Origin of the sequence: Klebsiella sp. C360, from assembly GCF_048822415.1 — a bacterium.
Taxonomy (GTDB): Bacteria; Pseudomonadota; Gammaproteobacteria; order Enterobacterales; family Enterobacteriaceae; genus Klebsiella; species Klebsiella quasipneumoniae.
Genome location: NZ_JBMEZZ010000006.1, coordinates 147,812 through 170,844 on the forward strand (window position 1 = coordinate 147,812; position 23,033 = coordinate 170,844).

Annotated in this window: 24 protein-coding genes; 12 read left to right on the forward strand and 12 right to left on the reverse strand. The window is 59.1% G+C overall.

Features of this window, described 5'->3' with window-relative positions; genetic code table 11:
• Positions 1–18 precede the first annotated feature (18 nt).
• The 4 genes from secD to ACOI7D_RS17440 all read left to right on the forward strand — a co-directional run bounded on the left by secD (position 19) and on the right by ACOI7D_RS17440 (position 4,069).
• Entirely contained in the window at positions 19–1,866 is a 1,848-nt protein-coding gene (gene secD, locus ACOI7D_RS17425; protein WP_008805370.1) for a protein translocase subunit SecD, read from the forward strand.
• Between the two features lie 10 nt (positions 1,867–1,876).
• Positions 1,877–2,848: a protein translocase subunit SecF gene (secF, locus tag ACOI7D_RS17430; RefSeq protein ID WP_109546611.1), complete on the forward strand. Its 972-nt coding sequence runs from the start codon at positions 1,877–1,879 to the stop codon at positions 2,846–2,848.
• Between the two features lie 135 nt (positions 2,849–2,983).
• Positions 2,984–3,349, forward strand: coding sequence for a VOC family protein (locus ACOI7D_RS17435; RefSeq protein WP_109546610.1), 366 nt, complete (start codon positions 2,984–2,986; stop codon positions 3,347–3,349).
• 24 nt (positions 3,350–3,373) lie between these two features.
• Positions 3,374–4,069 (forward strand): helix-turn-helix transcriptional regulator, encoded by a 696-nt coding sequence (locus ACOI7D_RS17440; RefSeq protein ID WP_085551220.1) that lies wholly within the window; start codon positions 3,374–3,376, stop codon positions 4,067–4,069.
• 42 nt (positions 4,070–4,111) lie between these two features.
• On the opposite strand, the gene ACOI7D_RS17445 is transcribed toward ACOI7D_RS17440, so the two are convergent.
• Positions 4,112–4,996, reverse strand: coding sequence for a nucleoside-specific channel-forming protein Tsx (locus ACOI7D_RS17445; protein WP_004204836.1), 885 nt, complete (start codon positions 4,994–4,996; stop codon positions 4,112–4,114).
• Between the two features lie 300 nt (positions 4,997–5,296).
• The gene (locus tag ACOI7D_RS17450) at positions 5,297–5,836 is read right to left on the reverse strand and encodes a DUF3251 domain-containing protein (protein WP_109546609.1); all 540 of its coding nucleotides are present in this window, start codon (positions 5,834–5,836) and stop codon (positions 5,297–5,299) included.
• Positions 5,837–5,983: 147 nt separating this feature from the next.
• Between ACOI7D_RS17450 and nrdR the strand changes: the two genes are divergently transcribed.
• The 6 genes from nrdR to pgpA all read left to right on the forward strand — a co-directional run bounded on the left by nrdR (position 5,984) and on the right by pgpA (position 10,076).
• Positions 5,984–6,433, forward strand: coding sequence for a transcriptional regulator NrdR (gene nrdR, locus ACOI7D_RS17455; protein WP_002890417.1), 450 nt, complete (start codon positions 5,984–5,986; stop codon positions 6,431–6,433).
• A gap of 3 nt (positions 6,434–6,436) precedes the next feature.
• Complete coding sequence (ribD, locus tag ACOI7D_RS17460) at positions 6,437–7,540, forward strand: bifunctional diaminohydroxyphosphoribosylaminopyrimidine deaminase/5-amino-6-(5-phosphoribosylamino)uracil reductase RibD (protein ID WP_023288596.1); 1,104 nt, start codon at positions 6,437–6,439, stop codon at positions 7,538–7,540.
• 87 nt (positions 7,541–7,627) lie between these two features.
• Positions 7,628–8,098, forward strand: a complete 471-nt coding sequence (gene ribE, locus ACOI7D_RS17465) for a 6,7-dimethyl-8-ribityllumazine synthase (protein ID WP_001021161.1) — start codon at positions 7,628–7,630, stop codon at positions 8,096–8,098.
• A gap of 19 nt (positions 8,099–8,117) precedes the next feature.
• A complete protein-coding gene (nusB, locus tag ACOI7D_RS17470; protein ID WP_002891356.1) occupies positions 8,118–8,537 on the forward strand; it encodes a transcription antitermination factor NusB in 420 nt (139 codons plus the stop codon).
• A 71-nt stretch (positions 8,538–8,608) separates the two neighbouring features.
• Positions 8,609–9,580, forward strand: a complete 972-nt coding sequence (gene thiL / locus ACOI7D_RS17475; protein ID WP_109546608.1) for a thiamine-phosphate kinase — start codon at positions 8,609–8,611, stop codon at positions 9,578–9,580.
• Complete coding sequence (pgpA, locus tag ACOI7D_RS17480; protein WP_004177266.1) at positions 9,573–10,076, forward strand: phosphatidylglycerophosphatase A; 504 nt, start codon at positions 9,573–9,575, stop codon at positions 10,074–10,076. Before thiL ends, pgpA begins: the two co-directional genes overlap by 8 nt.
• A gap of 45 nt (positions 10,077–10,121) precedes the next feature.
• Here pgpA and ACOI7D_RS17485 read toward each other — a convergent pair whose 3' ends face one another.
• From ACOI7D_RS17485 to xseB, 4 genes are read right to left on the reverse strand one after another with little or no spacing between them, the layout of a single operon-like run.
• On the reverse strand, positions 10,122–11,096 hold the full coding sequence (locus tag ACOI7D_RS17485) for an aldo/keto reductase (protein WP_023288598.1): 975 nt from the start codon (positions 11,094–11,096) through the stop codon (positions 10,122–10,124).
• Positions 11,097–11,156: 60 nt separating this feature from the next.
• A complete protein-coding gene (gene dxs / locus ACOI7D_RS17490) occupies positions 11,157–13,019 on the reverse strand; it encodes a 1-deoxy-D-xylulose-5-phosphate synthase (protein WP_023288599.1) in 1,863 nt (620 codons plus the stop codon).
• An 18-nt stretch (positions 13,020–13,037) separates the two neighbouring features.
• The gene (ispA, locus tag ACOI7D_RS17495) at positions 13,038–13,937 is read right to left on the reverse strand and encodes a (2E,6E)-farnesyl diphosphate synthase (RefSeq protein WP_004204826.1); all 900 of its coding nucleotides are present in this window, start codon (positions 13,935–13,937) and stop codon (positions 13,038–13,040) included.
• On the reverse strand, positions 13,938–14,180 hold the full coding sequence (gene xseB, locus ACOI7D_RS17500) for an exodeoxyribonuclease VII small subunit (protein WP_004204824.1): 243 nt from the start codon (positions 14,178–14,180) through the stop codon (positions 13,938–13,940).
• Between the two features lie 181 nt (positions 14,181–14,361).
• Here xseB and thiI point away from each other — a divergent pair, with 181 nt between their 5' ends.
• The gene (gene thiI / locus ACOI7D_RS17505; protein WP_004151340.1) at positions 14,362–15,810 is read left to right on the forward strand and encodes a tRNA uracil 4-sulfurtransferase ThiI; all 1,449 of its coding nucleotides are present in this window, start codon (positions 14,362–14,364) and stop codon (positions 15,808–15,810) included.
• A 66-nt stretch (positions 15,811–15,876) separates the two neighbouring features.
• On the opposite strand, the gene ACOI7D_RS17510 is transcribed toward thiI, so the two are convergent.
• From ACOI7D_RS17510 to panE, 3 genes are read right to left on the reverse strand one after another with little or no spacing between them, the layout of a single operon-like run.
• Positions 15,877–16,353, reverse strand: coding sequence for an SRPBCC family protein (locus ACOI7D_RS17510; RefSeq protein ID WP_101989268.1), 477 nt, complete (start codon positions 16,351–16,353; stop codon positions 15,877–15,879).
• Positions 16,354–16,404: 51 nt separating this feature from the next.
• A complete protein-coding gene (gene yajL, locus ACOI7D_RS17515; RefSeq protein ID WP_023288601.1) occupies positions 16,405–16,998 on the reverse strand; it encodes a protein deglycase YajL in 594 nt (197 codons plus the stop codon).
• Positions 16,961–17,872, reverse strand: a complete 912-nt coding sequence (panE, locus tag ACOI7D_RS17520; protein ID WP_023288602.1) for a 2-dehydropantoate 2-reductase — start codon at positions 17,870–17,872, stop codon at positions 16,961–16,963. Before panE ends, yajL begins: the two co-directional genes overlap by 38 nt.
• A 218-nt stretch (positions 17,873–18,090) precedes the next feature.
• On the opposite strand from panE, the gene ACOI7D_RS17525 reads away from it, so the two are divergent.
• Complete coding sequence (locus ACOI7D_RS17525) at positions 18,091–18,582, forward strand: YajQ family cyclic di-GMP-binding protein (RefSeq protein ID WP_002891465.1); 492 nt, start codon at positions 18,091–18,093, stop codon at positions 18,580–18,582.
• Between the two features lie 43 nt (positions 18,583–18,625).
• Here ACOI7D_RS17525 and ACOI7D_RS17530 read toward each other — a convergent pair whose 3' ends face one another.
• The 3 genes from ACOI7D_RS17530 to ACOI7D_RS17540 all read right to left on the reverse strand — a co-directional run bounded on the left by ACOI7D_RS17530 (position 18,626) and on the right by ACOI7D_RS17540 (position 23,023).
• Positions 18,626–19,990: an MFS transporter gene (locus ACOI7D_RS17530; RefSeq protein ID WP_023288603.1), complete on the reverse strand. Its 1,365-nt coding sequence runs from the start codon at positions 19,988–19,990 to the stop codon at positions 18,626–18,628.
• A 159-nt stretch (positions 19,991–20,149) separates the two neighbouring features.
• Positions 20,150–21,328, reverse strand: a complete 1,179-nt coding sequence (locus ACOI7D_RS17535) for a Gfo/Idh/MocA family protein (protein ID WP_023288604.1) — start codon at positions 21,326–21,328, stop codon at positions 20,150–20,152.
• 333 nt (positions 21,329–21,661) lie between these two features.
• Positions 21,662–23,023, reverse strand: coding sequence for an MFS transporter (locus ACOI7D_RS17540; protein ID WP_017898923.1), 1,362 nt, complete (start codon positions 23,021–23,023; stop codon positions 21,662–21,664).
• Positions 23,024–23,033: the final 10 nt, after the last annotated feature.

Sequence of the window (23,033 nt, forward strand, 5' to 3'; positions counted from 1 at the left end):
TTCCCAAAGGGAACTGCCGTGTTAAACCGTTATCCTTTGTGGAAGTATGTCATGCTGGTCGTCGTCATTGTCGTCGGCCTGATCTATGCGCTTCCCAACCTGTATGGTGAGGATCCGGCTGTTCAAATCACTGGCGCGCGCGGCGTCGCCGCCAGTGAGCAAACGCTGATCCAGGTCCAGAAAACTTTACAAGAAGAAAAAATTACCGCGAAGTCTGTGGCACTGGAAGAGGGCGCTATTCTTGCGCGCTTCGACACCACTGATACCCAGCTGCGCGCGCGTGAAGCGCTGCTTACCGTGTTGGGTGACAAATACGTCGTGGCGCTAAACCTTGCTCCGGCAACCCCACGCTGGCTGGCGGCACTCTATGCCGAGCCGATGAAGCTGGGTCTTGATCTGCGCGGCGGCGTGCACTTCCTGATGGAAGTCGACATGGACACCGCGTTAGGCAAACTGCAGGAACAGAACATCGATAGCCTGCGCAGCGAGCTGCGCGACAAAGGCATTCCTTACGCGACCGTGCGTAAGGAAGACAACTATGGTCTGAGCATCGTCTTCCGCGACAGCGCGGCGCGCGACCAGGCTATCTCTTATCTCAGCCCTCGCCATCGCGATCTGGTGATCTCCTCTCAGGGTGACAACAGCCTGAAAGCGGTGATGACCGATGAGCGCCTGAAAGAAGCGCGTGAGTATGCGGTTCAGCAGAACATTAACATTCTGCGTAACCGTGTGAACCAGCTGGGCGTCGCCGAACCGCTGGTTCAGCGTCAGGGCGCTGACCGCATCGTGGTTGAGCTGCCGGGTATCCAGGATACCGCGCGGGCGAAGGAGATCCTTGGCGCGACCGCGACCCTCGAGTTCCGTCTGGTCAATACCAACGTGGACCAGTCCGCCGCCGCCTCAGGCCGCGTGCCGGGCGACTCGGAAGTGAAAGAGACGCGTGAAGGCCAGCCGGTGGTGCTGTACAAGCGGGTGATCCTGACCGGTGACCATATCACCGACTCGACCTCCAGCATGGATGAGTACAACCAGCCGCAGGTCAACATCTCGCTGGACAGCGCGGGCGGCAACATCATGTCCAACTTCACCAAGGACAACATCGGCAAGCCGATGGCGACCCTGTTCGTGGAGTATAAAGACAGCGGTAAGAAAGACGCCAACGGTCGCGCTATCCTGGCGAAAGAGGAAGAGGTGATTAACATCGCCAACATCCAGTCGCGTCTGGGCAACAGCTTCCGTATTACCGGTATCAGCAACCCGAACGAAGCGCGCCAGCTGTCGCTGCTGCTGCGTGCCGGCGCGTTGATTGCGCCGATTCAGATCGTCGAAGAGCGGACTATCGGCCCAACCCTTGGCATGCAGAACATCAAGCAGGGTCTGGAAGCCTGTCTGGCCGGCCTGGTGGTCTCAATCCTGTTCATGATCCTCTTCTATAAAAAGTTCGGTCTGATTGCGACCTCGGCGCTGATTGCCAACCTGGTGCTGATTGTCGGCATTATGTCCCTGATCCCGGGGGCGACGCTGACCATGCCGGGCATCGCGGGTATCGTGTTAACCCTTGCGGTGGCGGTCGATGCTAACGTTCTGATCAACGAGCGTATCAAAGAAGAGCTGAGCAACGGGCGTACCGTTCAGCAGGCGATTGACGAAGGTTATCGCGGCGCGTTCAGCTCGATCTTCGACGCCAACGTGACGACGCTTATCAAAGTGATCATCCTGTACGCGGTCGGTACCGGTGCCATTAAAGGGTTTGCGATTACCACCGGTATCGGTATCGCGACCTCAATGTTTACCGCTATCGTCGGCACCCGTGCCATCGTGAACCTGCTGTACGGCGGCAAGCGCGTTAAAAAGCTGTCTATCTGAGGAGTGCGTTGTGGCACAGGAATATACTGTTGAACAATTGAACCACGGCCGTAAAGTCTGGGACTTTATGCGCTGGGATTACTGGGCCTTCGGCATTTCAGGCTTTCTGCTGATTGTGTCGATCGCCATCATCGGCGTCCGCGGCTTTAACTGGGGTCTCGATTTCACCGGCGGTACGGTGATCGAAATTAACCTTGAGAAGCCGGTCGATCTGGACCAGATGCGCGATTCTCTGCAGAAAGCGGGCTTTGAAGAGCCGCAGGTGCAGAACTTTGGCAGCAGCCGCGACATCATGGTACGTATGCCGCCGGTGCATGACGCCAACGTCAGCCAGGAGCTGGGCAGCAAGGTCGTGACGGTGATTAACGAATCGACCAGCCAGAACGCGGCGGTGAAGCGTATTGAGTTTGTCGGCCCGAGCGTCGGCGCGGACCTTGCGCAAACCGGCGCCCTGGCGCTGATTGCCGCGCTGGTCTGTATCCTGATCTACGTCGGCTTCCGCTTCGAATGGCGTCTGGCGGCGGGGGTGGTTATCGCCCTGGCGCACGACGTGGTGATCACCATGGGGGTGCTGTCGCTGTTCCATATCGAGATCGACCTGACCATTGTGGCCTCGTTGATGTCGGTTATCGGCTACTCGCTGAACGACAGTATCGTGGTATCGGACCGTATCCGTGAAAACTTCCGTAAGATCCGCCGCGGTACGCCGTACGAGATCTTCAACGTGTCGTTGACCCAGACGCTGCACCGTACCTTGATCACCTCCGGGACCACCCTGATGGTGATCCTGATGCTGTTCCTGTTCGGCGGCCCGATTCTGGAAGGCTTCTCGCTGACCATGCTGATCGGTGTCTCCATCGGTACGGCTTCTTCTATCTACGTCGCCTCCGCGCTGGCGTTGAAGCTGGGCATGAAGCGCGAGCATCTGCTGCAGCAGAAGGTCGAAAAAGAAGGGGCGGACCAGCCGTCTATTCTGCCGTAATACAGTTCAGTTGAAATAACGCAATCCCGGCCAGGCGCCGGGATTTTTTTTGCCCGCGACAAAACCTGCTGACAGTATGCTGTCAGGAGCCCTCCCATACACTCCTTCTGAACTCATTAACGAGCAGGAGGAAGTATGAATAACGTGATTAACTGGTTTGAAATTCCGGTCGCCGATATGGATCGCGCCGTCGCGTTTTATGAGCCGGTGATGCAGGTGACGCTGCGTCGCGAAACCATGGACTGCGCCGAGCTGGCGGTGTTCCCGCATCAGGATCCGACCCCCGGCGGCGCGCTGGCCAAATTTGAGGGTATCGCGCCCTCTGCGCAGGGCGCTATTATTTACCTGCATACAGACCATCTTGCCGCCACCCTCGACCGCGTTGCCTCGGCGGGTGGGGCATGTGTTTTCGGGCCGCTGACGCTGCCGAATGATATTGGCACCATCGCGCTGTTTACTGACAGCGAGGGCAACCGCGTCGGCCTGCACCAACCGGCTTAACCTGAACTTTTTGTGAAGTGAGACATGACCCGACGCGCCGACCGTTTATTTCAGATTGTGCAGATCCTGCGCGGCAGGCGGCTCACCACCGCCGCGCTGCTGGCGGAGCGGCTGGGCGTGTCGGAGCGCACCGTGTATCGCGATATTCGCGATCTCTCCCTCTCCGGCGTGCCGGTGGAGGGCGAGGCGGGGAGTGGTTATCGCCTGCTGGCGGGCTACGATCTGCCGCCGCTAATGCTGACCACCAAAGAATCCGAAGCGCTGATCGCCGCGATCCGGCTGCTGAAAACCTGGGGCGGCGAGGCGCTGTCGCAATCGCTGGAGTCTGCCCAGGAGAAGATGCTGGCGATCCTGCCGGAGGCGCGCCGGCGCCAGGCGGAGCAGACCCGCCTGTTTGCCCCCGATCTCGGCGCCCATCGCTATGCCAAAACCTTCTTTGACGTCATTCATCTGGCGGTCTCCGGCCAGCAGGTGCTGGCGCTGCGCTATCAGGATGAGTCCGGTCGGGTGACCGAGCGCGACGTGCTGCCGCTGGGGCTGTTTTTCTGGGGGGAGCGCTGGCTGCTGGTGGCCTGGTGCGAGCTGCGCAATGATTATCGCAACTTTCGCCTCGACCGCTGTCTGGCGGTCAGGGCGACCGAGCGTCGATTCAGCGAGTGCGCCGACCGATCGTTAAGCGATTTTCTGCGCAAGGTCCGCTGCGACGTGTGGGAGAAATAAAAACGCCCGGGTGGCCCGGGCGCTGTCCTGCCGTTTCAGCAATCAGAAGTTGTAACCAACCACGAAGTAACCACCCCAACCGGTTGAGCGGACGCTGAAATCGCCATCGCCGAAGTTCAGCTTGGCATCGTCAGCCCACTGGCCGCCGTTATGGAAGTAACGGGCCACCACCGAGTAGTGCCAGTGCGCATAGTTCAGCGCCAGGATATGGCTGGAGGCGATGGAGTTGCTGGTGCGCGCGTGCTTCCCGTTCAGATCGTAGAAGTTGTCATCGCCGAGGTCAGAGCCCCAGTCGAAGTTGGTGAAGCCGATGTAGCTCAGCGAACCGCCCCACAGGTCGGTCAGCGGCACAAAGTATTTCACTTTGAAGCGGTAGCCGTCCCACTCGTTTTCGTTGGACGCGCCGTAGTTCTGCCACTGGTATTTGGCGTAGACGTTCAGCGACAGGCTCATCGGCAGGCCGGTGTCGATATCGGTACCCAGACCCATATACCAGGTGCTCTGCTCCTGGGAGTCATTGCGGCCCATATCGTAGATATAGTTGTTCGCGAAATACCACTCTTTGAACGGCCCGAAGCTCAGGTCGGTGTTGGTCAGCTTATCGATAGAGAAGCGCGGTTCGATCTCCATAAACAGCGGGGAGCCGTTGTTCCAGATACCTTTTGCCGTGCTGTTGCCGCCGAAGAATACCGGGGCATCGATATAACCGTAGAAATCAAACCAGTCTTTTTTGGCGAACGCTTCGTATTCCAGGTAGGTATCGTTACGGATCTGCGGTCCAAAACGGGTGTGGTAGCTGCCCACCACGTTAACACTCTGGTGCCACCAGTCAGACAGATACTGCGGTTTGTCGTTTTCTGCCGCGCCCGCGGTAAAAGAAGTGGAGAGCGCCACAACCGCACCCGCTGCCAGTAATGTTTTTTTCATAGTAATGCCACTGTTTAAATTGAGCCTGAAGGCGTTAAAAGAAGTGCCGAAGCGTTTCTAAATATTTCGTGTTTCTGTGGGGGTCTATTATAGGAATCATTGCTCACAAAAATACGTGTTGTTTCACATAACCAGAACATGCGTAATCGATTGCGTTCACGATTCTATGCATTTCTTGACAAAATGCTACTGAAAATCGCGATGCAGAACGATTTCTAATGAACTCTTGCGAAAAGTTGTAAGTGGATAAGAATAACGGGACAGGACGTCGCCGGGCAGGGGGAAGCCCGGCGGCAAGGCTTACTGCGCGGCGGCTGGCTGGATATCGTGGACGCGAATAAAACCGACTTTGTCCGGCGTCACGTTCAGGCGCAGCGGGATATCGACATCGCTGGGGGCGAGAATGCTGGCCGGGGCGCTGATCAATTGATCCTGAACATTCACTTCCTGGTAGCTGTGGGTAATACCGGTGATCTGTCCGGAGGCGACGGTGGCGGTAAAGGCCGGCAGCGGATCGTTGGATTCGCCCTGAATACGTAAGGTCAGGCGTGACCCGTCGCCATCCGGCGTAATGCTCGCCACCGACATGCGCAGGGTGCCGATCTGGCTCTCCAGCCGCGCCGGGGTTTTCGCCTCCGGCAGCAGATAGACGCCGCGGGTGGATTTCGCGTTCAGCGCGTTTTGCTGGGTAATTTTGATCGTTTGCTGATTGAGCTGGGTCATCTCCTGGCTCAGCGTACTCACGCTCTGGTGCATCTGGCGGATTTCGCTTTGCTGGGCGCAGGCGGTCAGGGTAAACAGGCTGCCCGCGATGGCGAGTTTCAGGTAACGTCTTGTCATGGTCAGGATTCCGTTTGCAGAGGATGCTTAATGGTAGCCAAACCGCCTGACTCTCCCATAGATCCTTTGTCTCAAAAGCTCTTTCTTTGTAGTCAGGTCACTTCGCGGTAAACTACCCTTCAGTTTAACTACCTGTCAGGACGCGCTATGCATTGCCCTTTCTGTTTCGCCGTGGATACCAAAGTGATCGACTCTCGTCTGGTAGGGGAAGGCTCTTCCGTGCGTCGCCGTCGGCAGTGTCTGGTCTGTAATGAGCGCTTTACCACCTTCGAAGTGGCGGAGCTGGTCATGCCGCGGGTGGTGAAGAGTAACGATGTGCGTGAACCCTTCAACGAAGACAAGCTGCGCAGTGGGATGCTGAAAGCGCTGGAGAAACGTCCGGTCAGCGCCGATGACGTCGAAATGGCGGTCAACCATATCAAAACCCATCTGCGCGGCACCGGCGAGCGCGAAGTGGCCAGCAAAATGATCGGCAACCTGGTGATGGAGCAGCTGAAAAAACTGGATAAAGTCGCCTATATTCGCTTCGCGTCGGTCTATCGCAGCTTCGAAGATATCAAAGAATTCGGCGAAGAGATCGCCCGCTTACAGGACTAAGCCATGCAGGACGAAATGTACATGGCGCGTGCGCTCAAGCTCGCCGCCCGCGGTCGCTTTACCACCCATCCTAACCCTAACGTTGGCTGCGTCATTGTTAAAGACGGCGAGATCGTCGGCGAAGGGTTCCACTATCGCGCCGGCGAGCCGCATGCCGAAGTGCACGCTCTGCGGATGGCCGGGGAAAAGGCGCGCGGCGCCACCGCCTACGTCACCCTCGAGCCCTGCAGCCACCACGGTCGTACGCCGCCGTGCTGCGACGCCCTGATTGCCGCCGGCGTCAGCCGCGTGGTCGCCGCGATGCAGGATCCGAACCCGCAGGTGGCGGGGCGCGGCCTGTACCGTCTGCAGCAGGCCGGTATTGACGTCAGCCACGGGCTGATGATGAACGAGGCGGAAGCGCTGAATAAGGGCTTCCTGAAGCGGATGCGCACCGGTTTTCCCTGGGTCCAGCTCAAGCTGGGCGCCTCGCTGGACGGCCGCACGGCGATGGCCAGCGGCGAAAGCCAGTGGATCACCTCCCCGCAGGCGCGACGCGACGTGCAGCGTCTGCGCGCCCAGAGCCATGCTATCCTGACCAGCAGCGCCACCGTGCTGGCGGACGATCCGGCGCTGACCGTGCGCTGGCAGGAGCTGAGCGCCGATACCCAGGCGCTGTATCCCGAAGAGAATTTGCGCCAGCCGCTGCGCGTCGTTATCGACAGCCAGAACCGCGTCACGCCTGAGCATCGTATTGTGCAGCAGGCGGGGGAAACGCTGTTTGCCCGCCTGAGCGCCGATGAGCGCCAGTGGCCGGACAGCGTGCGCACGCTGCTGGTTCCGGAACATAACGGCCATCTCGATCTGGTGCTGCTGATGATGCTGCTCGGCAAACAGCAGATCAACAGCGTCTGGGTGGAGGCGGGGGCCACGCTCGCCGGGGCGCTGCTGCAGGCGGGCCTGGTCGACGAGCTTATCGTCTATATTGCGCCTAAACTGTTAGGCAATGCGGCGCGTGGATTATGCGCGCTGCCGGGGCTTGAAGAACTGAGCCAGGCGCCCCATTTCAAATTCAATGAGATACGTCAGGTTGGCCCGGATGTCTGCCTGCATTTAACCACTGCGTGAGGCTTTCCTGATTATTAGGAAGCAGCGCTCAGAATAATATGATAAAATCCGCCCCCCTTGCGGGGCACATGAACCCGAAGGAAGAGTATGAACATTATTGAAGCTAACGTTGCTACCCCGGACGCTCGCGTCGCCATCACCATTGCGCGTTTCAACAACTTTATCAATGACAGCCTGCTGGAAGGTGCGATTGACGCCCTGAAACGCATTGGTCAGGTAAAAGATGAAAACATCACCGTTGTTTGGGTTCCAGGCGCGTACGAGCTGCCGCTGGCGGCTGGCGCACTGGCGAAAACCGGTAAATATGACGCGGTGATTGCGCTGGGTACGGTGATTCGCGGCGGTACCGCCCACTTTGAATATGTGGCTGGCGGTGCCAGCAATGGCCTGGCGCACGTCGCTCAGGACAGCGAAATCCCGGTAGCCTTTGGTGTTCTGACCACTGAAAGTATTGAACAAGCCATCGAGCGCGCTGGCACCAAAGCCGGTAACAAAGGCGCAGAAGCTGCGCTGACCGCGCTGGAAATGATTAACGTATTGAAAGCCATCAAGGCCTGATTTTTGTAAGGGGAATTCCGTGAAACCTGCTGCTCGTCGCCGCGCCCGTGAGTGTGCCGTTCAGGCGCTCTACTCCTGGCAGTTGTCCCACAACGACATCGCTGATGTCGAATACCAGTTCCTGGCGGAACAGGACGTAAAAGATGTTGATGTTCTGTATTTCCGCGAACTGCTGTCCGGAGTGGCGACTAACAGCGCGTACCTCGACGGCCTGATGAAGCCCTACCTGTCCCGTCAGCTGGAAGAGCTGGGTCAGGTGGAAAAAGCGGTGCTGCGTATCGCGCTGTTTGAGCTATCCAAACGTGATGACGTACCGTATAAAGTGGCCATCAATGAAGCTATCGAACTGGCGAAAACCTTCGGCGCTGAAGATAGCCACAAGTTCGTCAACGGCGTGCTGGACAAAGCGGCTCCGGTAATTCGTCCCCACAAGAAGTAAACTGCAGGCCGGGTTTTGCGAGGGTCGCCTCGCAACCCGGCCTTATTTATTATTTTGCTGAGGCATAACGTATGGCATGTGGCGAATTCTCCCTGATTGCCCGTTATTTTGATCGCGTTAAAAGCGCTCGTCTTGATGTCGAAACCGGTATCGGCGACGACTGCGCTCTCCTGAATATTCCCGAGAAAAAAACGCTGGCAATCAGCACCGACACTCTGGTGGCGGGCAATCACTTCTTACCCGATATCGACCCGGCCGACCTCGCCTATAAAGCGCTGGCGGTAAACCTGAGCGACCTCGCGGCGATGGGCGCGGAGCCGGCGTGGCTCACCCTGGCGCTGACCTTGCCGGAGGTGGATGAAGCCTGGCTGGAAGCCTTCAGCGACAGCCTGTTTGTCCAGCTTGACTACTACGATATGCAGCTGATTGGCGGCGATACCACCCGCGGCCCGCTCGCCATGACCTTGGGTATCCACGGCTTTGTGCCGCCAGGGCGCGCCATGAAACGTTCAGGCGCGAAGCCGGGAGACTGGATCTATGTCACCGGCACCCCGGGGGACAGCGCCGCCGGCCTGGCCCTGTTGCAGAACCGTCTGACGGTGGATGCGCCGACGGATGCCGATTACCTGCTGGCCCGTCACCTGCGTCCGATGCCCCGCGTGCTGCAGGGCCAGGCGCTGCGCGACCTGGCGACGTCGGCCATCGATCTCTCCGACGGCCTGATCTCCGATCTGGGTCATATTCTCAAAGCCAGCGACTGCGGCGCGCGCATCGATCTTGATGCCATGCCGTACTCTGACGCCATGCTGCGCCAGGTTGAGCCCGAGCAGGCGCTGCGCTGGGCGCTCGCCGGTGGAGAAGATTACGAACTGTGCTTTACCGTACCGGAACTGAACCGCGGGGCGCTGGACGTGGCCCTTGGCCATCTAGGCGCGCGTTTTACCTGTATCGGACAGATTGCGCCGGAGAGCGAAGGTTTGCAGTTTATCCGTGACGGTAAGCCGGTCATGCTTGATTTAAAGGGATACGATCACTTTGCGTAGTCGAGACGAGGCGCTTAGCCGCCTGAGTATGCGTAATCCGTGGCATCTGCTGGCGACCGGCTTTGGCAGCGGCTTAAGCCCGGTGGTGCCGGGGACGATGGGCTCGCTGGCGGCGATCCCGTTCTGGTATCTGATGACTTTTCTCCCCTGGCAGCTCTACTCGCTGGTGGTGATGATGAGCATCTGTATCGGAGTCTATCTGTGCCATCGCACGGCCAAAGATATGGGCACCCATGACCACGGCAGCATCGTCTGGGACGAGTTCGTCGGGATGTGGATCACCCTGATGGCGCTGCCGACCCTCGACTGGCAGTGGGTGGCCGCCGGCTTCGTCATTTTCCGTATCTTCGATATGTGGAAACCGTGGCCGATCCGCTGGTTTGACCGCAATATTCACGGCGGAATGGGGATCATGGTGGACGATATCGTCGCCGGCGTGATCTCCGCCGGCGTGCTGTATGTTATTGGCCATCACTGGCCGATCGGTCTGCTTTGACCGCTGCTCCCCGGCAGCGCCATGCTGTCGGGGAAAGCACGCCCGTCATTTAAATCCCACCACCGGATGCGGCTGATAGGGCGCCTCCAGTTTGTCGATCTGTTCCGAAGATAGCGTCAAATCCACCGCCTGCAGCAGGTCATCGAGCTGCTCCTGACGCGACGGACCGATAATCGGCGCGGCGACGCCGGGCTTGCTTAATAGCCAGGCGAGGGCGACCTGTGCGCGACTGGCGTCGAGCTCTTCCGCCACGTCCGCGAGATTCCCGGCGATCTGCGCGTCGTTCTCTTCGCTGGTGCTGTAAAGCGATTTGCCGAACTCATCCGAGACCAGCCGGGCGGTGGTCTCACCCCATGGGCGGGTCAGCCTGCCGCGCGCCAGCGGGCTCCACGGGATCACCGCCACGCCGTTACGCTGGCACAGGGGCAGCATCTCATTCTCTTCTTCCCGGTAAATCAGGTTGTAGTGATCCTGCATGGTGACGAAGCGCGCCCAGCCGTTCTGCTGCTGAAGCGCCAGCGCCTGGGCAAACTGCCGGGCATGCATGGACGAGGCGCCGATATAGCGCGCTTTGCCGGCTTTCACCACCTCGTCCAGCGCTTCGAGCGTCTCTTCAATCGGGGTGCTGTAGTCCCAGCGGTGGATCTGCAGCAGGTCGACATAGTCCATCCCGAGACGGCGCAGGCTGTCGTCGATGGAGCGCAGGATCTGCGCCCGGGAAAGCCCTTCCGCCAGATCGCCGACCTGGTGATAGACCTTGGTGGCGACAATCACCTCATCGCGGCGGGCAAAGTCGCGCAGGGCGCGGCCGACGATCTCTTCGCTGCTGCCGTCGGAGTAGCTGTTGGCGGTATCGAAGAAGTTGATGCCGCCTTCAATGGCGTGCTGAATGAGCGGGCGACTGCTCTCTTCCGGAAGCGTCCAGGCGTGCCTGCCGCGGTCCGGCTCGCCGAAGGTCATGCAGCCGAGGCAGAGTCGGGAAACACGTAAGGCAGTATCGCCGAGGGGGATATAGTGCATAGTGCGCTCCTGCTATTCATCAAGGGTATCCCTTAAGCATAGCAGGAGCGGGAGGGGCGATTATGCCAGCCAGTCGAGGATTTTGGCTTCAATGCCGGCGGCATCAAGGCCGAGGTCGGCGCGGATCTCTTCCTGAGTGCCCTGCGGAATAAAGACATCCGGCAGGCCAATATTGAGCACCGGTACCGCCCGGCGATGGGCCATCAGCACTTCATTCACGCCGCTGCCGGCGCCGCCCATAATGGCGTTCTCTTCCAGCGTCACCAGAACGTCGTGCTCGCCTGCCAGCTGCAGGATCAGCGCGGTATCCAGCGGCTTCACAAAGCGCATATCCACCAGGGTGGCGTTGAGTTTGTCCGCCACCGCCGCGGCTTCCGGCAGCAGGGTGCCGAAGTTAAGGATCGCGACCTTCTCGCCCTGGCGCTTCACGACCCCTTTGCCGATCGGCAGCGATGCCAGCGGCTCCAGCGTCGCGCCGGTGCCGCTGCCGCGCGGATAGCGCACCGCGCAGGGTCCGTCGCTGTAGTGGTAGCCGGTGTGCAGCATCTGGCGGCATTCATTTTCATCGCTCGGCGTCATCACCACCATATCCGGAATACAGCGCAGGAAGGAGAGATCGAACGCCCCCTGATGCGTCTGGCCGTCTGCGCCGACAATCCCGGCGCGGTCGATGGCAAACAGCACCGGCAGCTTCTGAATAGCCACATCGTGGATCACCTGATCGTAGGCTCGCTGCAGGAACGTGGAGTAGATGGCGACGACGGGCTTGTAGTCGCCAATCGCCAGTCCGGCGGCGAAAGTGACCGCATGCTGCTCGGCGATGGCGACATCAAAGTACTGATCGGGGAATTTCTTCGAAAATTCCACCATCCCTGAACCTTCGCGCATCGCCGGGGTGATGGCCATCAGCTTGCTGTCTTTGGCTGCCGTTTCGCACAGCCAGTCGCCGAAGATTTTCGAGTAGGAGGGGAGACCGCCGCTGCTTTTGGGCAGCACACCGCTGGTATGGTCGAACTTCGGCACCGCGTGGAAAGTGATCGGGTCTTTCTCGGCGGGCTCATAGCCGCGGCCTTTTTTGGTCATAATATGCAGGAACTGCGGCCCCTTCAGGTCGCGCATGTTCTTCAGAGTGCTGACCAGACCGAGCACATCGTGGCCATCCACCGGGCCGATGTAGTTAAAGCCCAGCTCTTCAAACAGCGTCCCAGGCACCACCATGCCTTTGATATGCTCTTCGGTCCGCTTAAGCAGCTCTTTAATCGGCGGTACGCCGGAGAAGACCTTTTTGCCGCCTTCGCGCAGGGTGGAGTAGAGCTTACCGGAGAGCAGCTGCGCCAGATGATTGTTCAGCGCGCCGACGTTCTCGGAGATCGACATTTCATTGTCATTCAGCACCACCAGCAGATCGGGTTTGATATCCCCGGCGTGGTTCATCGCCTCAAACGCCATGCCGGCGGTGATCGCCCCGTCGCCAATCACGCACACCGCGCGCCGCTGCTTATCCTCTTTCGCGGCGGCGATAGCCACCCCGATGCCAGCGGAAATGGAGGTGGAGGAGTGACCGACGCTCAGTACGTCGTACTCGCTCTCACCGCGCCACGGGAAGGGGTGCAGGCCGCCTTTCTGGCGAATGGTGCCGATTTTGTCGCGGCGGCCGGTCAGAATTTTATGCGGGTAGGCCTGGTGGCCGACGTCCCAGATCAGGCGATCGAAGGGCGTGTTATAGACGTAGTGCAGCGCCACGGTCAGTTCCACGGTGCCGAGGCCAGAGGCAAAGTGACCGCTGGAGCGGCTGACGCTGTCCAGCAGGTAGCGCCGCAGCTCATCACACAGCTTCGGCAGGCTCTCTTTTGGCAACAGGCGCAACTCCTGGGTGGAATCTACCAGCGCCAGGGTCGGGTATTTGGCAATATCAAAACTCATCAGAGACTCATTTATTGTTTATTTATCGCGCTGAATAATGTAATTCGCGAGCGCTTCCAGTGCCGAAGTATCCAGAGATTGTGCGGCCAGTTCATCTAACGACCGGCGGGCATCAGCGATCAGGTCGTGCGCTTTCTTCCGGGCTTGCTCAAGGCCCAGGAGGGCGGGATAGGTGCTTTTACCCAATTGCTGGTCGGCACCCTGACGTTTGCCAAGGGTCGCAGTATCCCCTACCACGTCGAGAATGTCATCCTGGACCTGGAAGGCCAGGCCGATATTTTCCGCATAGCGATCCAGCGCGGGAAGGGCGGCGCGCCCACGTTCGCCGGCGCTCAGCGCCCCCATGCGGACGGCGGCGCGGATCAGCGCGCCCGTTTTGTGGCGGTGGATACGCTCCAGCGCCTGCAGATTCACCTGCTGTCCTTCCGCCTGCAGATCCAGCGCCTGGCCGCCGCACATGCCCGCCACGCCGCTGGCCTGCGCCAGTTCGGAAACCATCGCCAGACGATCCCGGTCAGGGACGTCCGTCATCGGCGCATCACTGAGTATAGAAAACGCCAGCGTTTGCAGGGCATCTCCCGCAAGAATTGCGTTGGCTTCGCCAAATTTAATATGGCAGGTCGGCAATCCGCGACGCAGATCGTCATCATCCATCGCCGGCAAATCATCATGCATCAGGGAATAAGCATGAATGCATTCGACCGCGGCGGCAGGGGCGTCCAGCGTGGTGCGGCTCACGCCGAACATCTCGCCGGTAGCGTAGACAAGGAAGGGACGCAGGCGTTTACCGCCTAAGAGTGCGCCATAATGCATCGCTTCCACCAGCGGAGTGTTCTGAAAGGGCTGCGGCGCGATAAAACGGCGCAGCGCCTCGTTAGCCTGTTCCACACAGGCCTGCAATTGTTGCGGGAAATCCATTTATTCAGCGTCCGGCGTAAAAGGCGTGGTCGGGGAATCTTCACTATCCGCCAGTAGGATCTGCACGCGCTGTTCGGCCTGCTGTAGCTGGCTTTGCCCCTGGCGGGCCAGCTGGACCCCGCGCTCAAATTCGCTGAGCGCTTCTTCTAACGGCAAATCGCCGCTTTCCAGACGGTTAACGATCTGCTCCAGTTCGCCCAGCGCAGTTTCAAAGCTGGCCGGGGCCTCATTTTTCTTTGGCATAGTGAATGTAGACTCTTGTTATGTCGCGACGGCAATACCGGGTATGGTAACGAAGTCACGCGTGTAAGCAAATAACGCGCAATGGTGATATACTCCGCGCCCAGGATGCAGGCACCGGTGTGCGCTGCTTTACAACTTTTGCTTAAAGCCCCGTCGGGCTTGCCAACGAACTATTGTCGCCATGAAGTTTATCATTAAATTGTTCCCGGAAATCACCATCAAAAGCCAATCTGTGCGGTTGCGCTTCATTAAAATCTTAACCGGGAACATTCGTAACGTTCTCAAAAACTATGACGAGACGCTGGCCGTCGTTCGTCATTGGGATCATATCGAAGTTCGCGCGAAAGATGAAAATCAGCGCCCGGCTATTCGCGATGCGCTGACCCGTATTCCCGGCATCCACCATATTCTGGAAGTCGAAGACGTACCGTTCACCTCGCTGCACGATATTTTTGAGCAGACGCTGCCGCTGTGGCGCGAGGCGCTGGAAGGCAAAACCTTCTGCGTGCGGGTGAAGCGTCGCGGCAAACATGAATTCACCTCAATTGAGGTGGAGCGCTACGTTGGCGGCGGCCTGAATCAGCATATTGAAACGGCGCGCGTGAAGCTGACCGACCCGGACGTCACCGTCAATCTTGAGATTGAAAACGATCGCCTGCTGCTGGTGAAAGGCCGCTATGAAGGTATCGGCGGCTTCCCGATCGGCACGCAGGAAGATGTGCTGTCGCTGATTTCCGGCGGCTTTGACTCCGGCGTCTCCAGCTACATGCTGATGCGCCGCGGCTGCCGTGTGCACTACTGCTTCTTTAACCTTGGCGGCGCCGCCCATGAGATTGGCGTCCGCCAGGTCGCGCATTATCTGTGGAACCGCTTCGGCAGCTCGCACCGCGTTCGCTTTGTGGCGATTAACTTTGAGCCGGTGGTCGGCGAAATCCTCGAAAAAGTGGATGACGGTCAGATGGGCGTGGTGCTCAAGCGCATGATGGTCCGCGCCGCGTCAAAGGTCGCGGAACGCTACGGCGTGCAGGCGCTGGTCACCGGCGAAGCGCTGGGCCAGGTCTCCAGTCAGACCCTCACCAACCTGCGCCTTATCGACAACGTCTCCGATACCCTGATCCTGCGTCCGCTGATTTCGCACGATAAAGAGCACATCATCGACCTGGCCCGCGAGATCGGCACGGAAGATTTCGCCCGCACCATGCCGGAGTACTGCGGCGTGATCTCCAAAAGCCCGACCGTGAAGGCGGTGAAGGCGAAGATTGAAGCGGAAGAAGAACACTTCGATTTCAGCATCCTCGATAAAGTGGTGGAAGAGGCGAGCAATATCGATATCCGCGAAATCGCCCAGCAGACGGAAGAGACGGTGGTGGAAGTGGAAACCGTGACCGGCTTTGGCGCCAACGATGCGATCCTCGATATTCGCTCCATCGACGAGCAGGAAGACAAGCCGCTGAAGGTCGAGGGGGTTGAGGTCGTTTCCCTGCCGTTCTACAAGCTGAGCACCAAATTTGGCGATCTCGATCAGAGCAAAACCTGGCTGCTGTGGTGCGAACGCGGGGTGATGAGCCGTCTGCAGGCGCTTTATCTGCGCGAGCAGGGTTTCAGCAACGTAAAAGTTTATCGCCCGTAACAGGTTGTTATGATGCAAAAGGCCTTCCCTGATGGAAGGCCTTTTTACTATTGGCAGGGGCGTGTATTAGCGCAGGGTCAGCGCCAGGTCATTCAGCTGATCGATGACAATATTCCAGCCCTCGAAAAATCCCATCTGCTCATGCTGCTCGCGGGTTTCATCGTCGGCATGCAGCACCGTGGCCGTATAGCGACACCCGCCCTGTTCATCGGCAAAGGTGATGATGGCCGTCATCGCGAAGGGGGAAACGGCGGGACGATAATCCGCCGTCAGCATCGAGGTCATGACGATTTTTTGTTGCGGGATAACCTCAAGAAAACAGCCGGGGTTATCGCTGCGTTCACCGTCAGGGCCGTGCATCACGGTGTGAAAGGCCCCGCCGGCGCGAAAATCAAAGGCCAGCACCTCGGTTTGCCAGGGCTTCGGGCACCACCAGGTTTTGAGTAATGCCGGGTCGGCCCACGCGCGCCACAGGGCAGGGACGGGCGCGCTGAGCAGGCGGCTGATAACAAGATCGCGAGAATCGGTTGCGCTTCCGGACATGCTACGACTCCTCAGGAAAAGGGGGAGCCAGTCCGCGGCGCGGACCGGCTATCAGGCTTCGTAGTAATTATAGATGCCGGCGGCCATCACCAGCTGCGAGGCGACTTCATACGCTTTCTCGCGCCCCACCAGCAGATCGATCATTTTCAGGGCGAAATCAATCGATGTTCCCGGCGCCTGGCTGGTTAACAGATTCACCCGTGGATCCCAGACCACCCGTTTATCCTGCCACTGATCGGCGGGGATATGATCCTTCAGCGCCGGAAAACCGGTCATGTTGCCGATCGGGAACAGCTGATGGGGCACCAGCACGGTCGCCGGGGCGGCACAGATGGCGGCCACAATGCGCCCGGAGAGATGGAACTGTCGGACGGTTTCCACCAGCAACGGGCTGTCGCGGAAGCACTCTGCGCCCTTGATACCGCCCGGGAGGACGATGATATCGAAATCGCCATCGGCCACCTCGACCAGCGGGGCATCCGCCAGCAGTTTGACGCCGCGCGAGCAGACGATGGTCAGGTTGCCGTCGCTGGCGACGCTGGCGGTGGTCACTTTGACTCCGCCGCGGACCAGCAGGTCGATGGTGGTGACCGCTTCGGTCTCTTCGCTACCAGGGGCGAGGCAAATCAGTGCCGACGCGCTCATATTCATTCTCCTTACGCTTGACCAGTTCAAATAAGCGGGCGTTTTCCGGTACGGCAACGCCGTGGGCGCGGGCGCGGTTGAGCAGAAAACCGGTGATATAGTCGATCTCCGTGTGCCGCTGGGCGCGAACGTCCTGCAGCATGGATGAGATATTTTCTGCCGTACTTTCAATCACCTGTTCGACATAAAATAGCAGGTTTTCCGCCGAGGTATGAATACCTTCGCGCTCCATCACTGCCGCCACCTCGCGACAAATGGCCGCAACTTCCTGCGGATAGTCGCGCAGATCGCCGTTTTTACACCCTTTTAGCGCGGTCAGGGGGTTAATCACGCAGTTAACCGCCAGCTTGCGCCAGGTGGCCGAGAAGATATTGTTGTGCCAGGCGACATCCGGCAGCACGCTCTGCAGCACTTCAGCGAGGTAGCTGTAGTCCTCTTCGTAGCTTTTCGCCGGCCCGATATGCGTGGTGCCCTGGGCGACGTGGATGATGACATTCCCGTCGCGGCGCGCCGCCTGGGTGGTGGAGGCCAGCAGCAACGGCTGTTTCACGCTGCGCAGCTCCTCGACGGTTCCCATGCCGTTATGCACCAGCACAATCGGCGTGGTGACCGGCAGGATCGCGGCCAGGTGCTTCACCGCGTTTGAAACCTGCCAGGCTTTTAAGGTGACAATCAGCAGCTCGCTGCTGGCAAGAAAATCGGGGTCGTTGGCCGTCAGCGACTCGTTGAACACCGAGCCGTCGGTTTCAATGACGTTGACGCTACAGAATGGCTGCGGTACGCGTAGCCAGCCCTGGACTTCATGTCCCTGTTTGCACAACGCGGTCAGCCATAGTTGTCCCAGTGCACCGCATCCCAGTACGGTTACTTTCATTGTTCCTCCTCATCTGCCGCTACCCCAGGCGCTGATGGCTAAAGTATATCTCGTCGCTTTTCGCATCGTCGGACGGAAAGGGGGTTTCGGCGTCGTCGGGCAGCATGGGGAAAATAGCGCGAGCGTTGCGTAATCAGCTAAGCTTCCGGGATAACAAGTTGAGTTATGCCGCGTTGCAGGTATTATGCAACGCAAAAGAAACGGAAGGAGAGGAAAAGATGCCATCTTTCGATATTGTCTCTGAAGTTGATCTTCAGGAAGCCCGTAACGCGGTGGACAACGCGAGCCGCGAAGTCGAGTCGCGTTTTGATTTTCGTGGCGTTGAAGCCACGTTTGAATTAAACGACGCCAACAAGACCATTAAAGTGCTGAGCGAGTCTGACTTCCAGGTGAATCAGCTGCTGGATATCCTGCGCGCCAAGCTGCTCAAGCGCGGCATTGAAGGCACCTCCCTCGACGTGCCGGAAGATATCGTACACAGCGGTAAAACCTGGTTTGTTGAAGCGAAGCTGAAACAGGGCATTGAAAGCGCGGTGCAGAAGAAGATCGTTAAACTGATCAAAGACAGCAAGCTGAAAGTGCAGGCCCAGATTCAGGGCGAAGAGATCCGCGTGACCGGTAAGTCCCGCGACGATCTGCAGTCGGTGATGGCGCTGGTGCGCGGTGGCGATCTGGGACAACCGTTCCAGTTCAAAAACTTCCGCGACTAAGGCGGCAGACTGACAGCAAAAAGCGGGGAATTCCCCGCTTTTTTTATACCCCTTTGATGAGCTGCTCTATCTCGAAGCGGTTGGTGACCTTGCTGTCGATTTTGATATACACCGAGCGCTCCTCGGGCACCACCAGCGCCTGATGAACCCCGCTGGCGCTGAGCAGACGCGCCTGCAGCGCGCTGTCGACCACCACGCCGTCCGGTACCTCCACCCGCAGACTGCTGACGTAGGGCGGCTCGCTCATGGTGCTGGCCACCAGCAGCCACAGCATCGCCAGCAGCGCGCCCAGCAGAAACACGGTCTGTGAATCAAAGAAACCATCGACCCAGCCGCCAAGGGCGCCGCCAATCGCCACCCCGAGGAACTGGCTGGTGGAGTAGACGCCCATCGCGGTGCCTTTATAGCCCGCCGGCGACTCTTTGCTAATCAATGACGGCAGTAGCGCTTCCAGCAGGTTAAACGCCAGGAAGAAGAGCTGCACGCCCGCTACCAGCTCCCAGAAGTAGCCTCCGGCGCCCCAGAGGACAATTTCCGCAATCAGCAGGATGGCCACGCAGAGCAAAAAGACGCGCTTCATCTTGCGCTTCACTTCGGCGTAGATAATAAACGGCACCACCGAGATGAAGGAGATAACCATGGTGACCAGGTAAATCTTCCAGTGCTCGGCGGCCGGGAAGCCGGCAGCCTCCAGCTGTCCGGGCAGCGCGACAAACGTGGACATCAGCATGATGTGCAGGCACATGATGCCAAAGTTGAGCTTCAGCAGGCGCGGCTCCGCCAGCACCTTGCTAAAGCAGCCTTTCACCATCCCGGATTCGCGGTTAAGCACATGATTCTGGCTGTTGGGAACCACCCACAGGGTGAGCAGGATGCCGACGGTCGCCAGGATGGCGATCATCCAGAACAGGGCGTGCAGGCCCAGCTGATGGGTAATAATCGGCCCCAGCACCATGGCGATAGCGAAAGTGACGCCGAAGCTGACGCCAATAAACGCCATCGCTTTGGTGCGGTTCTGTTCGCGGGTGAGATCGGAGAGCAGGGCCATGACCGCGGCGGCGATGGCGCCGGAACCCTGCAGGGCGCGGCCAAGAATGATGCCCCAAATGGAGTCGGTGAGCGCGGCGATGACGCTGCCGAGCACGAAGATAAGCAGGCCGCCGACGATCAACGGCTTACGGCCAATACGGTCAGATAACAGTCCGAAGGGGATCTGGAACACCGCCTGCGCCAGACCGTAGATGCCGATCGCCAGGCCAATCAGCGCTTCACTGGCGCCCTGCAATGCCATGCCATACGTGGTCAGAACCGGCAGGACCATAAACATGCCAAGCATGCGCAGGGAGAATACCGTCCCCAAACCCCAGGTCGCGCGCAGTTCCCCTGGCGTCATTTTGTTATCGTTCATTACCACCTCAATATAAAAACTGCGCCTAGTGTAGCGGCGGGGGGTAAGAAGCGTAAATAAATGTTTGTTTAACAGATATTACGGGGCTGTTGCGTGATGCGACAAGTTGGTAAAAATCAATAAACCAGTGGAGGGGGACTCCACTGGCGAGGGGGAAAATTAAGGTAAAGTAAAGTCAACCCACTGGCTGCCGGCATCAGCCGATTTGACGCACTGCTCGACCCAGTAGACGCCGTGCAGCCCGGCTTCGACGTCCGGATACCAGAAGTCTTGCAGGAAGGCGCGATCGTCACGGTCCGTGGCGTCAATCGCCTGCGCATAGCGGCGATAGAGATTGGCCCAGGCTTCAAACAGCCCTTCCGGGTGGCCGCCGCCGATGCGATCGTCCGCCAGCGCGTTTGCGCTCAGGTAGGGCATCCCGCGTTCCAGAATGCGCGCCGGCTCGCCCTGCACCTCATAGCTGAGCTGGTTAGGATGCTCATCCCACCATTCGATACTCGCCTTTTCGCCGACGATGCGCACTTTTTGCGAGTGCATGGCGCCGCTGTTCACCGCGCTGGTCCACATCGAGCCAACCGCGCCGTTGTCATACTCCATCAGGACAAAGGCGTTATCTTCCAGCGGCGCGCGGGAGGGGACAAAGCTCTGGCGGGAGCACATCAGCCGTTTGATATTGAGCTGCGGCGCCATGGTTTCGGCGACAAACAGCGGATGGGTGGCCAGATCCCCCAGCACATAGCTGGGCCCGGCGAACTTCGGCGTTACGCGCCAGCGGGTGGATTCTGCCTGCAGCTCGACGGCCTGGTTATGAAAGCCGTGGGCGAACTGCATATTGACGATGCGGATCTCGCCGAGCAGCCCATCGGCAATCATCTGCCGCGCCTGCTGGATCATCTGATAGCCGGCGTAGCCGTAGGTGACGCCGACGATTTTGTTCTGTTTTTTGCTCAGGTCCACCAGCTCGCGCGCCTCTTCGGCGGTAAAGCAGAGGGGCTTTTCACAGATGACGTGGAGGCCCGCTTCCAGCGCCGCTTTGGTGATGGCGAAATGGGTATTGTTCGGGGTGGTGACCGAGACGACCTCGATCCCGTCAGGACGGCGGGCTTCTTCACGAAACAGGGTCTGGTAGTCGGCGTAGCAGCGCTCCGGCGCGATGCCCAGCTGCTCACCAAACGCGCGCCCGCGCTCGGCATCAACGTCAAGCGCGCCGGCCAGCAGGGTGTAAACATTGTCACGCAGCGCCGCACAGCGGTGGCTGTAGCCGATCTGGCTGGTTCCCCCGCCGCCGACCATGCCCCAACGCAGGGAACGGGATAAGGGTTTCAGACCGTTTAACATGGTGCTCTCCTTTTTGAAATCATTCGCACTCTGAGGCGCTCAATGCCGACGCCTGCGGCAACGCGCATCCGGATAAACTGACCTAAACTTAAGGAAATGTTTGTTCTGTTTCAATTGTTATGTGGAATTTATTTTTCATATATGCGAAGGGGATCGAATAAGCAGAAGTTTATTTTCTGCTGGCTTGAAAAGAGGAGAGGGGAAACAACGGCAATGGGTGCAGGCCGGACGGTTGCGGAGCGCTTTTCGTTACACGGCAAGATGAAATAAATGTTCTTTTTAGCCGCAGCGCGCGGTGCAATCCGCAGATTGCACCGGAGGAAGGATACCGCATTACGCTCCGCGCACAGACGCGGGGGCTGGCGAAGCGGCGGGAGGATTACCTGCGGCGAAGATGCCCTTCGCCGCCAGGCCTGCGACGGTGAGGGCAGCCGGGATGCCGAGGATCAAAAAGACGCTTTCGAAGGGCAGGTTGAGCGCCATCATCTCAGCGCCGGCAAAGGCGCTGAGGATCGCGCCGATCCGCCCGACGCCGTGCATCCAGCTGGAGCCGGTCGCCCGCGCCTGCGTGGGGTAGTAACGGGCGGAGAGGGCGTTCATGCCCGTATTGGCGCCGTTCAGGCAGGCGCCGCTGATAAACGCCAGCATGCAGAGCAAGGCAAAGCTGCCCGCGGCGTAGCCCATCGCCATGGTAAACAGGCCGCCGACGGCGTAGATCATTCCCAGCGCGCGATGGGGATTGATGCGGTCCATCAGCCAGCCGGCAAACAGCGAGCCGAGTGTGCCTCCCGCCTGGTAGATCGCCGTCATCACGGCCGCCTGGCTGACGGTAAGCCCGACCTCCTTAACCAGCGTTGGCAGCCAGCTGCCGAGAATATAGACCAGGAACAGCCCCATAAAATAGACCAGCCATAGCATCAACGAGCCAAAGCCGTACTGGCGGGAAAGCACAATGCGCATCGCGTTGCCGGCCGCCGGCTGCGCCGGCAGGATAAACGTCACGTTGTCGCTGATTTGTCCGGGATAAAGACGATTAAGGATGGCGCGAATGCGCGCCGCTGGCGCTTGTTTGATCACCAGAAAACGAACCGATTCCGGCAGCCGCCAGATAAGCAGGGGGGCAAACAGCAGCGGCAGAATGCCGCCGAGCGCCATCAGCGAGTGCCAGCCAAACTGCGGGATCAGCCATGATGCGGTGAATCCTCCGGCCGCCGCGCCGAAGGTGAAGCCGCAGAAGATGACGGTAATAATAAATGAGCGCTGGCGTTCCGGAGCGTATTCCGACACCAGCGTCCCGATGTTCGGCATCGCGGCGCCCAGTCCAAGGCCGGTCATAAAGCGGAAGAACATCATCTGCTCAATGTTGTGCGAGAAGGCGGTGGCGATGGTCCAGAAACCGAAGAAGAAGACGCTGTTGATGATGATCTTTTTGCGTCCCAGCCAGTCGGCGAGCGGGCCAGAGAAAATAGCGCCCAGCGCGAGGCCGATCAGCGCGGCGCTGATCACCAGGCCCAGCTGGTGGTTGCTTACTCCCCACTCCAGCTTCAGCGTCGGGGCGATAAAGCCCATGATCGCGATATCAAACCCATCGAGAGCGATAACGCAAAAGCCGAGAAAAATAATCTGCTTTTGAAAGCGGCTCAGCGGGTTACGGTTAATTAACTCTCTGACATCCAGGCGTTGAGTCTGTGTCATAGCGGATTCC

Excerpts from the sequence above, each read along its gene's own strand:
- xseB (WP_004204824.1), bottom strand. The coding sequence starts at position 14,180 with ATGCCAAAGAAAAATGAGGCCCCGGCCAGCTTTGAAACTGCGCTGGGC.
- nrdR (WP_002890417.1), top strand. The coding sequence starts at position 5,984 with ATGCATTGCCCTTTCTGTTTCGCCGTGGATACCAAAGTGATCGACTCT.
- dxs (WP_023288599.1), bottom strand. The coding sequence starts at position 13,019 with ATGAGTTTTGATATTGCCAAATACCCGACCCTGGCGCTGGTAGATTCC.
- thiL (WP_109546608.1), top strand. The coding sequence starts at position 8,609 with ATGGCATGTGGCGAATTCTCCCTGATTGCCCGTTATTTTGATCGCGTT.
- ACOI7D_RS17435 (WP_109546610.1), top strand. The coding sequence starts at position 2,984 with ATGAATAACGTGATTAACTGGTTTGAAATTCCGGTCGCCGATATGGAT.
- ribE (WP_001021161.1), top strand. The coding sequence starts at position 7,628 with ATGAACATTATTGAAGCTAACGTTGCTACCCCGGACGCTCGCGTCGCC.
- ACOI7D_RS17510 (WP_101989268.1), bottom strand. The coding sequence starts at position 16,353 with ATGTCCGGAAGCGCAACCGATTCTCGCGATCTTGTTATCAGCCGCCTG.
- ACOI7D_RS17445 (WP_004204836.1), bottom strand. The coding sequence starts at position 4,996 with ATGAAAAAAACATTACTGGCAGCGGGTGCGGTTGTGGCGCTCTCCACT.
- ribD (WP_023288596.1), top strand. The coding sequence starts at position 6,437 with ATGCAGGACGAAATGTACATGGCGCGTGCGCTCAAGCTCGCCGCCCGC.
- ACOI7D_RS17525 (WP_002891465.1), top strand. The coding sequence starts at position 18,091 with ATGCCATCTTTCGATATTGTCTCTGAAGTTGATCTTCAGGAAGCCCGT.
- ACOI7D_RS17530 (WP_023288603.1), bottom strand. The coding sequence starts at position 19,990 with ATGAACGATAACAAAATGACGCCAGGGGAACTGCGCGCGACCTGGGGT.
- ACOI7D_RS17540 (WP_017898923.1), bottom strand. The coding sequence starts at position 23,023 with ATGACACAGACTCAACGCCTGGATGTCAGAGAGTTAATTAACCGTAAC.
- ispA (WP_004204826.1), bottom strand. The coding sequence starts at position 13,937 with ATGGATTTCCCGCAACAATTGCAGGCCTGTGTGGAACAGGCTAACGAG.
- panE (WP_023288602.1), bottom strand. The coding sequence starts at position 17,872 with ATGAAAGTAACCGTACTGGGATGCGGTGCACTGGGACAACTATGGCTG.
- ACOI7D_RS17535 (WP_023288604.1), bottom strand. The coding sequence starts at position 21,328 with ATGTTAAACGGTCTGAAACCCTTATCCCGTTCCCTGCGTTGGGGCATG.
- ACOI7D_RS17485 (WP_023288598.1), bottom strand. The coding sequence starts at position 11,096 with ATGCACTATATCCCCCTCGGCGATACTGCCTTACGTGTTTCCCGACTC.
- yajL (WP_023288601.1), bottom strand. The coding sequence starts at position 16,998 with ATGAGCGCGTCGGCACTGATTTGCCTCGCCCCTGGTAGCGAAGAGACC.
- thiI (WP_004151340.1), top strand. The coding sequence starts at position 14,362 with ATGAAGTTTATCATTAAATTGTTCCCGGAAATCACCATCAAAAGCCAA.
- ACOI7D_RS17440 (WP_085551220.1), top strand. The coding sequence starts at position 3,374 with ATGACCCGACGCGCCGACCGTTTATTTCAGATTGTGCAGATCCTGCGC.
- ACOI7D_RS17450 (WP_109546609.1), bottom strand. The coding sequence starts at position 5,836 with ATGACAAGACGTTACCTGAAACTCGCCATCGCGGGCAGCCTGTTTACC.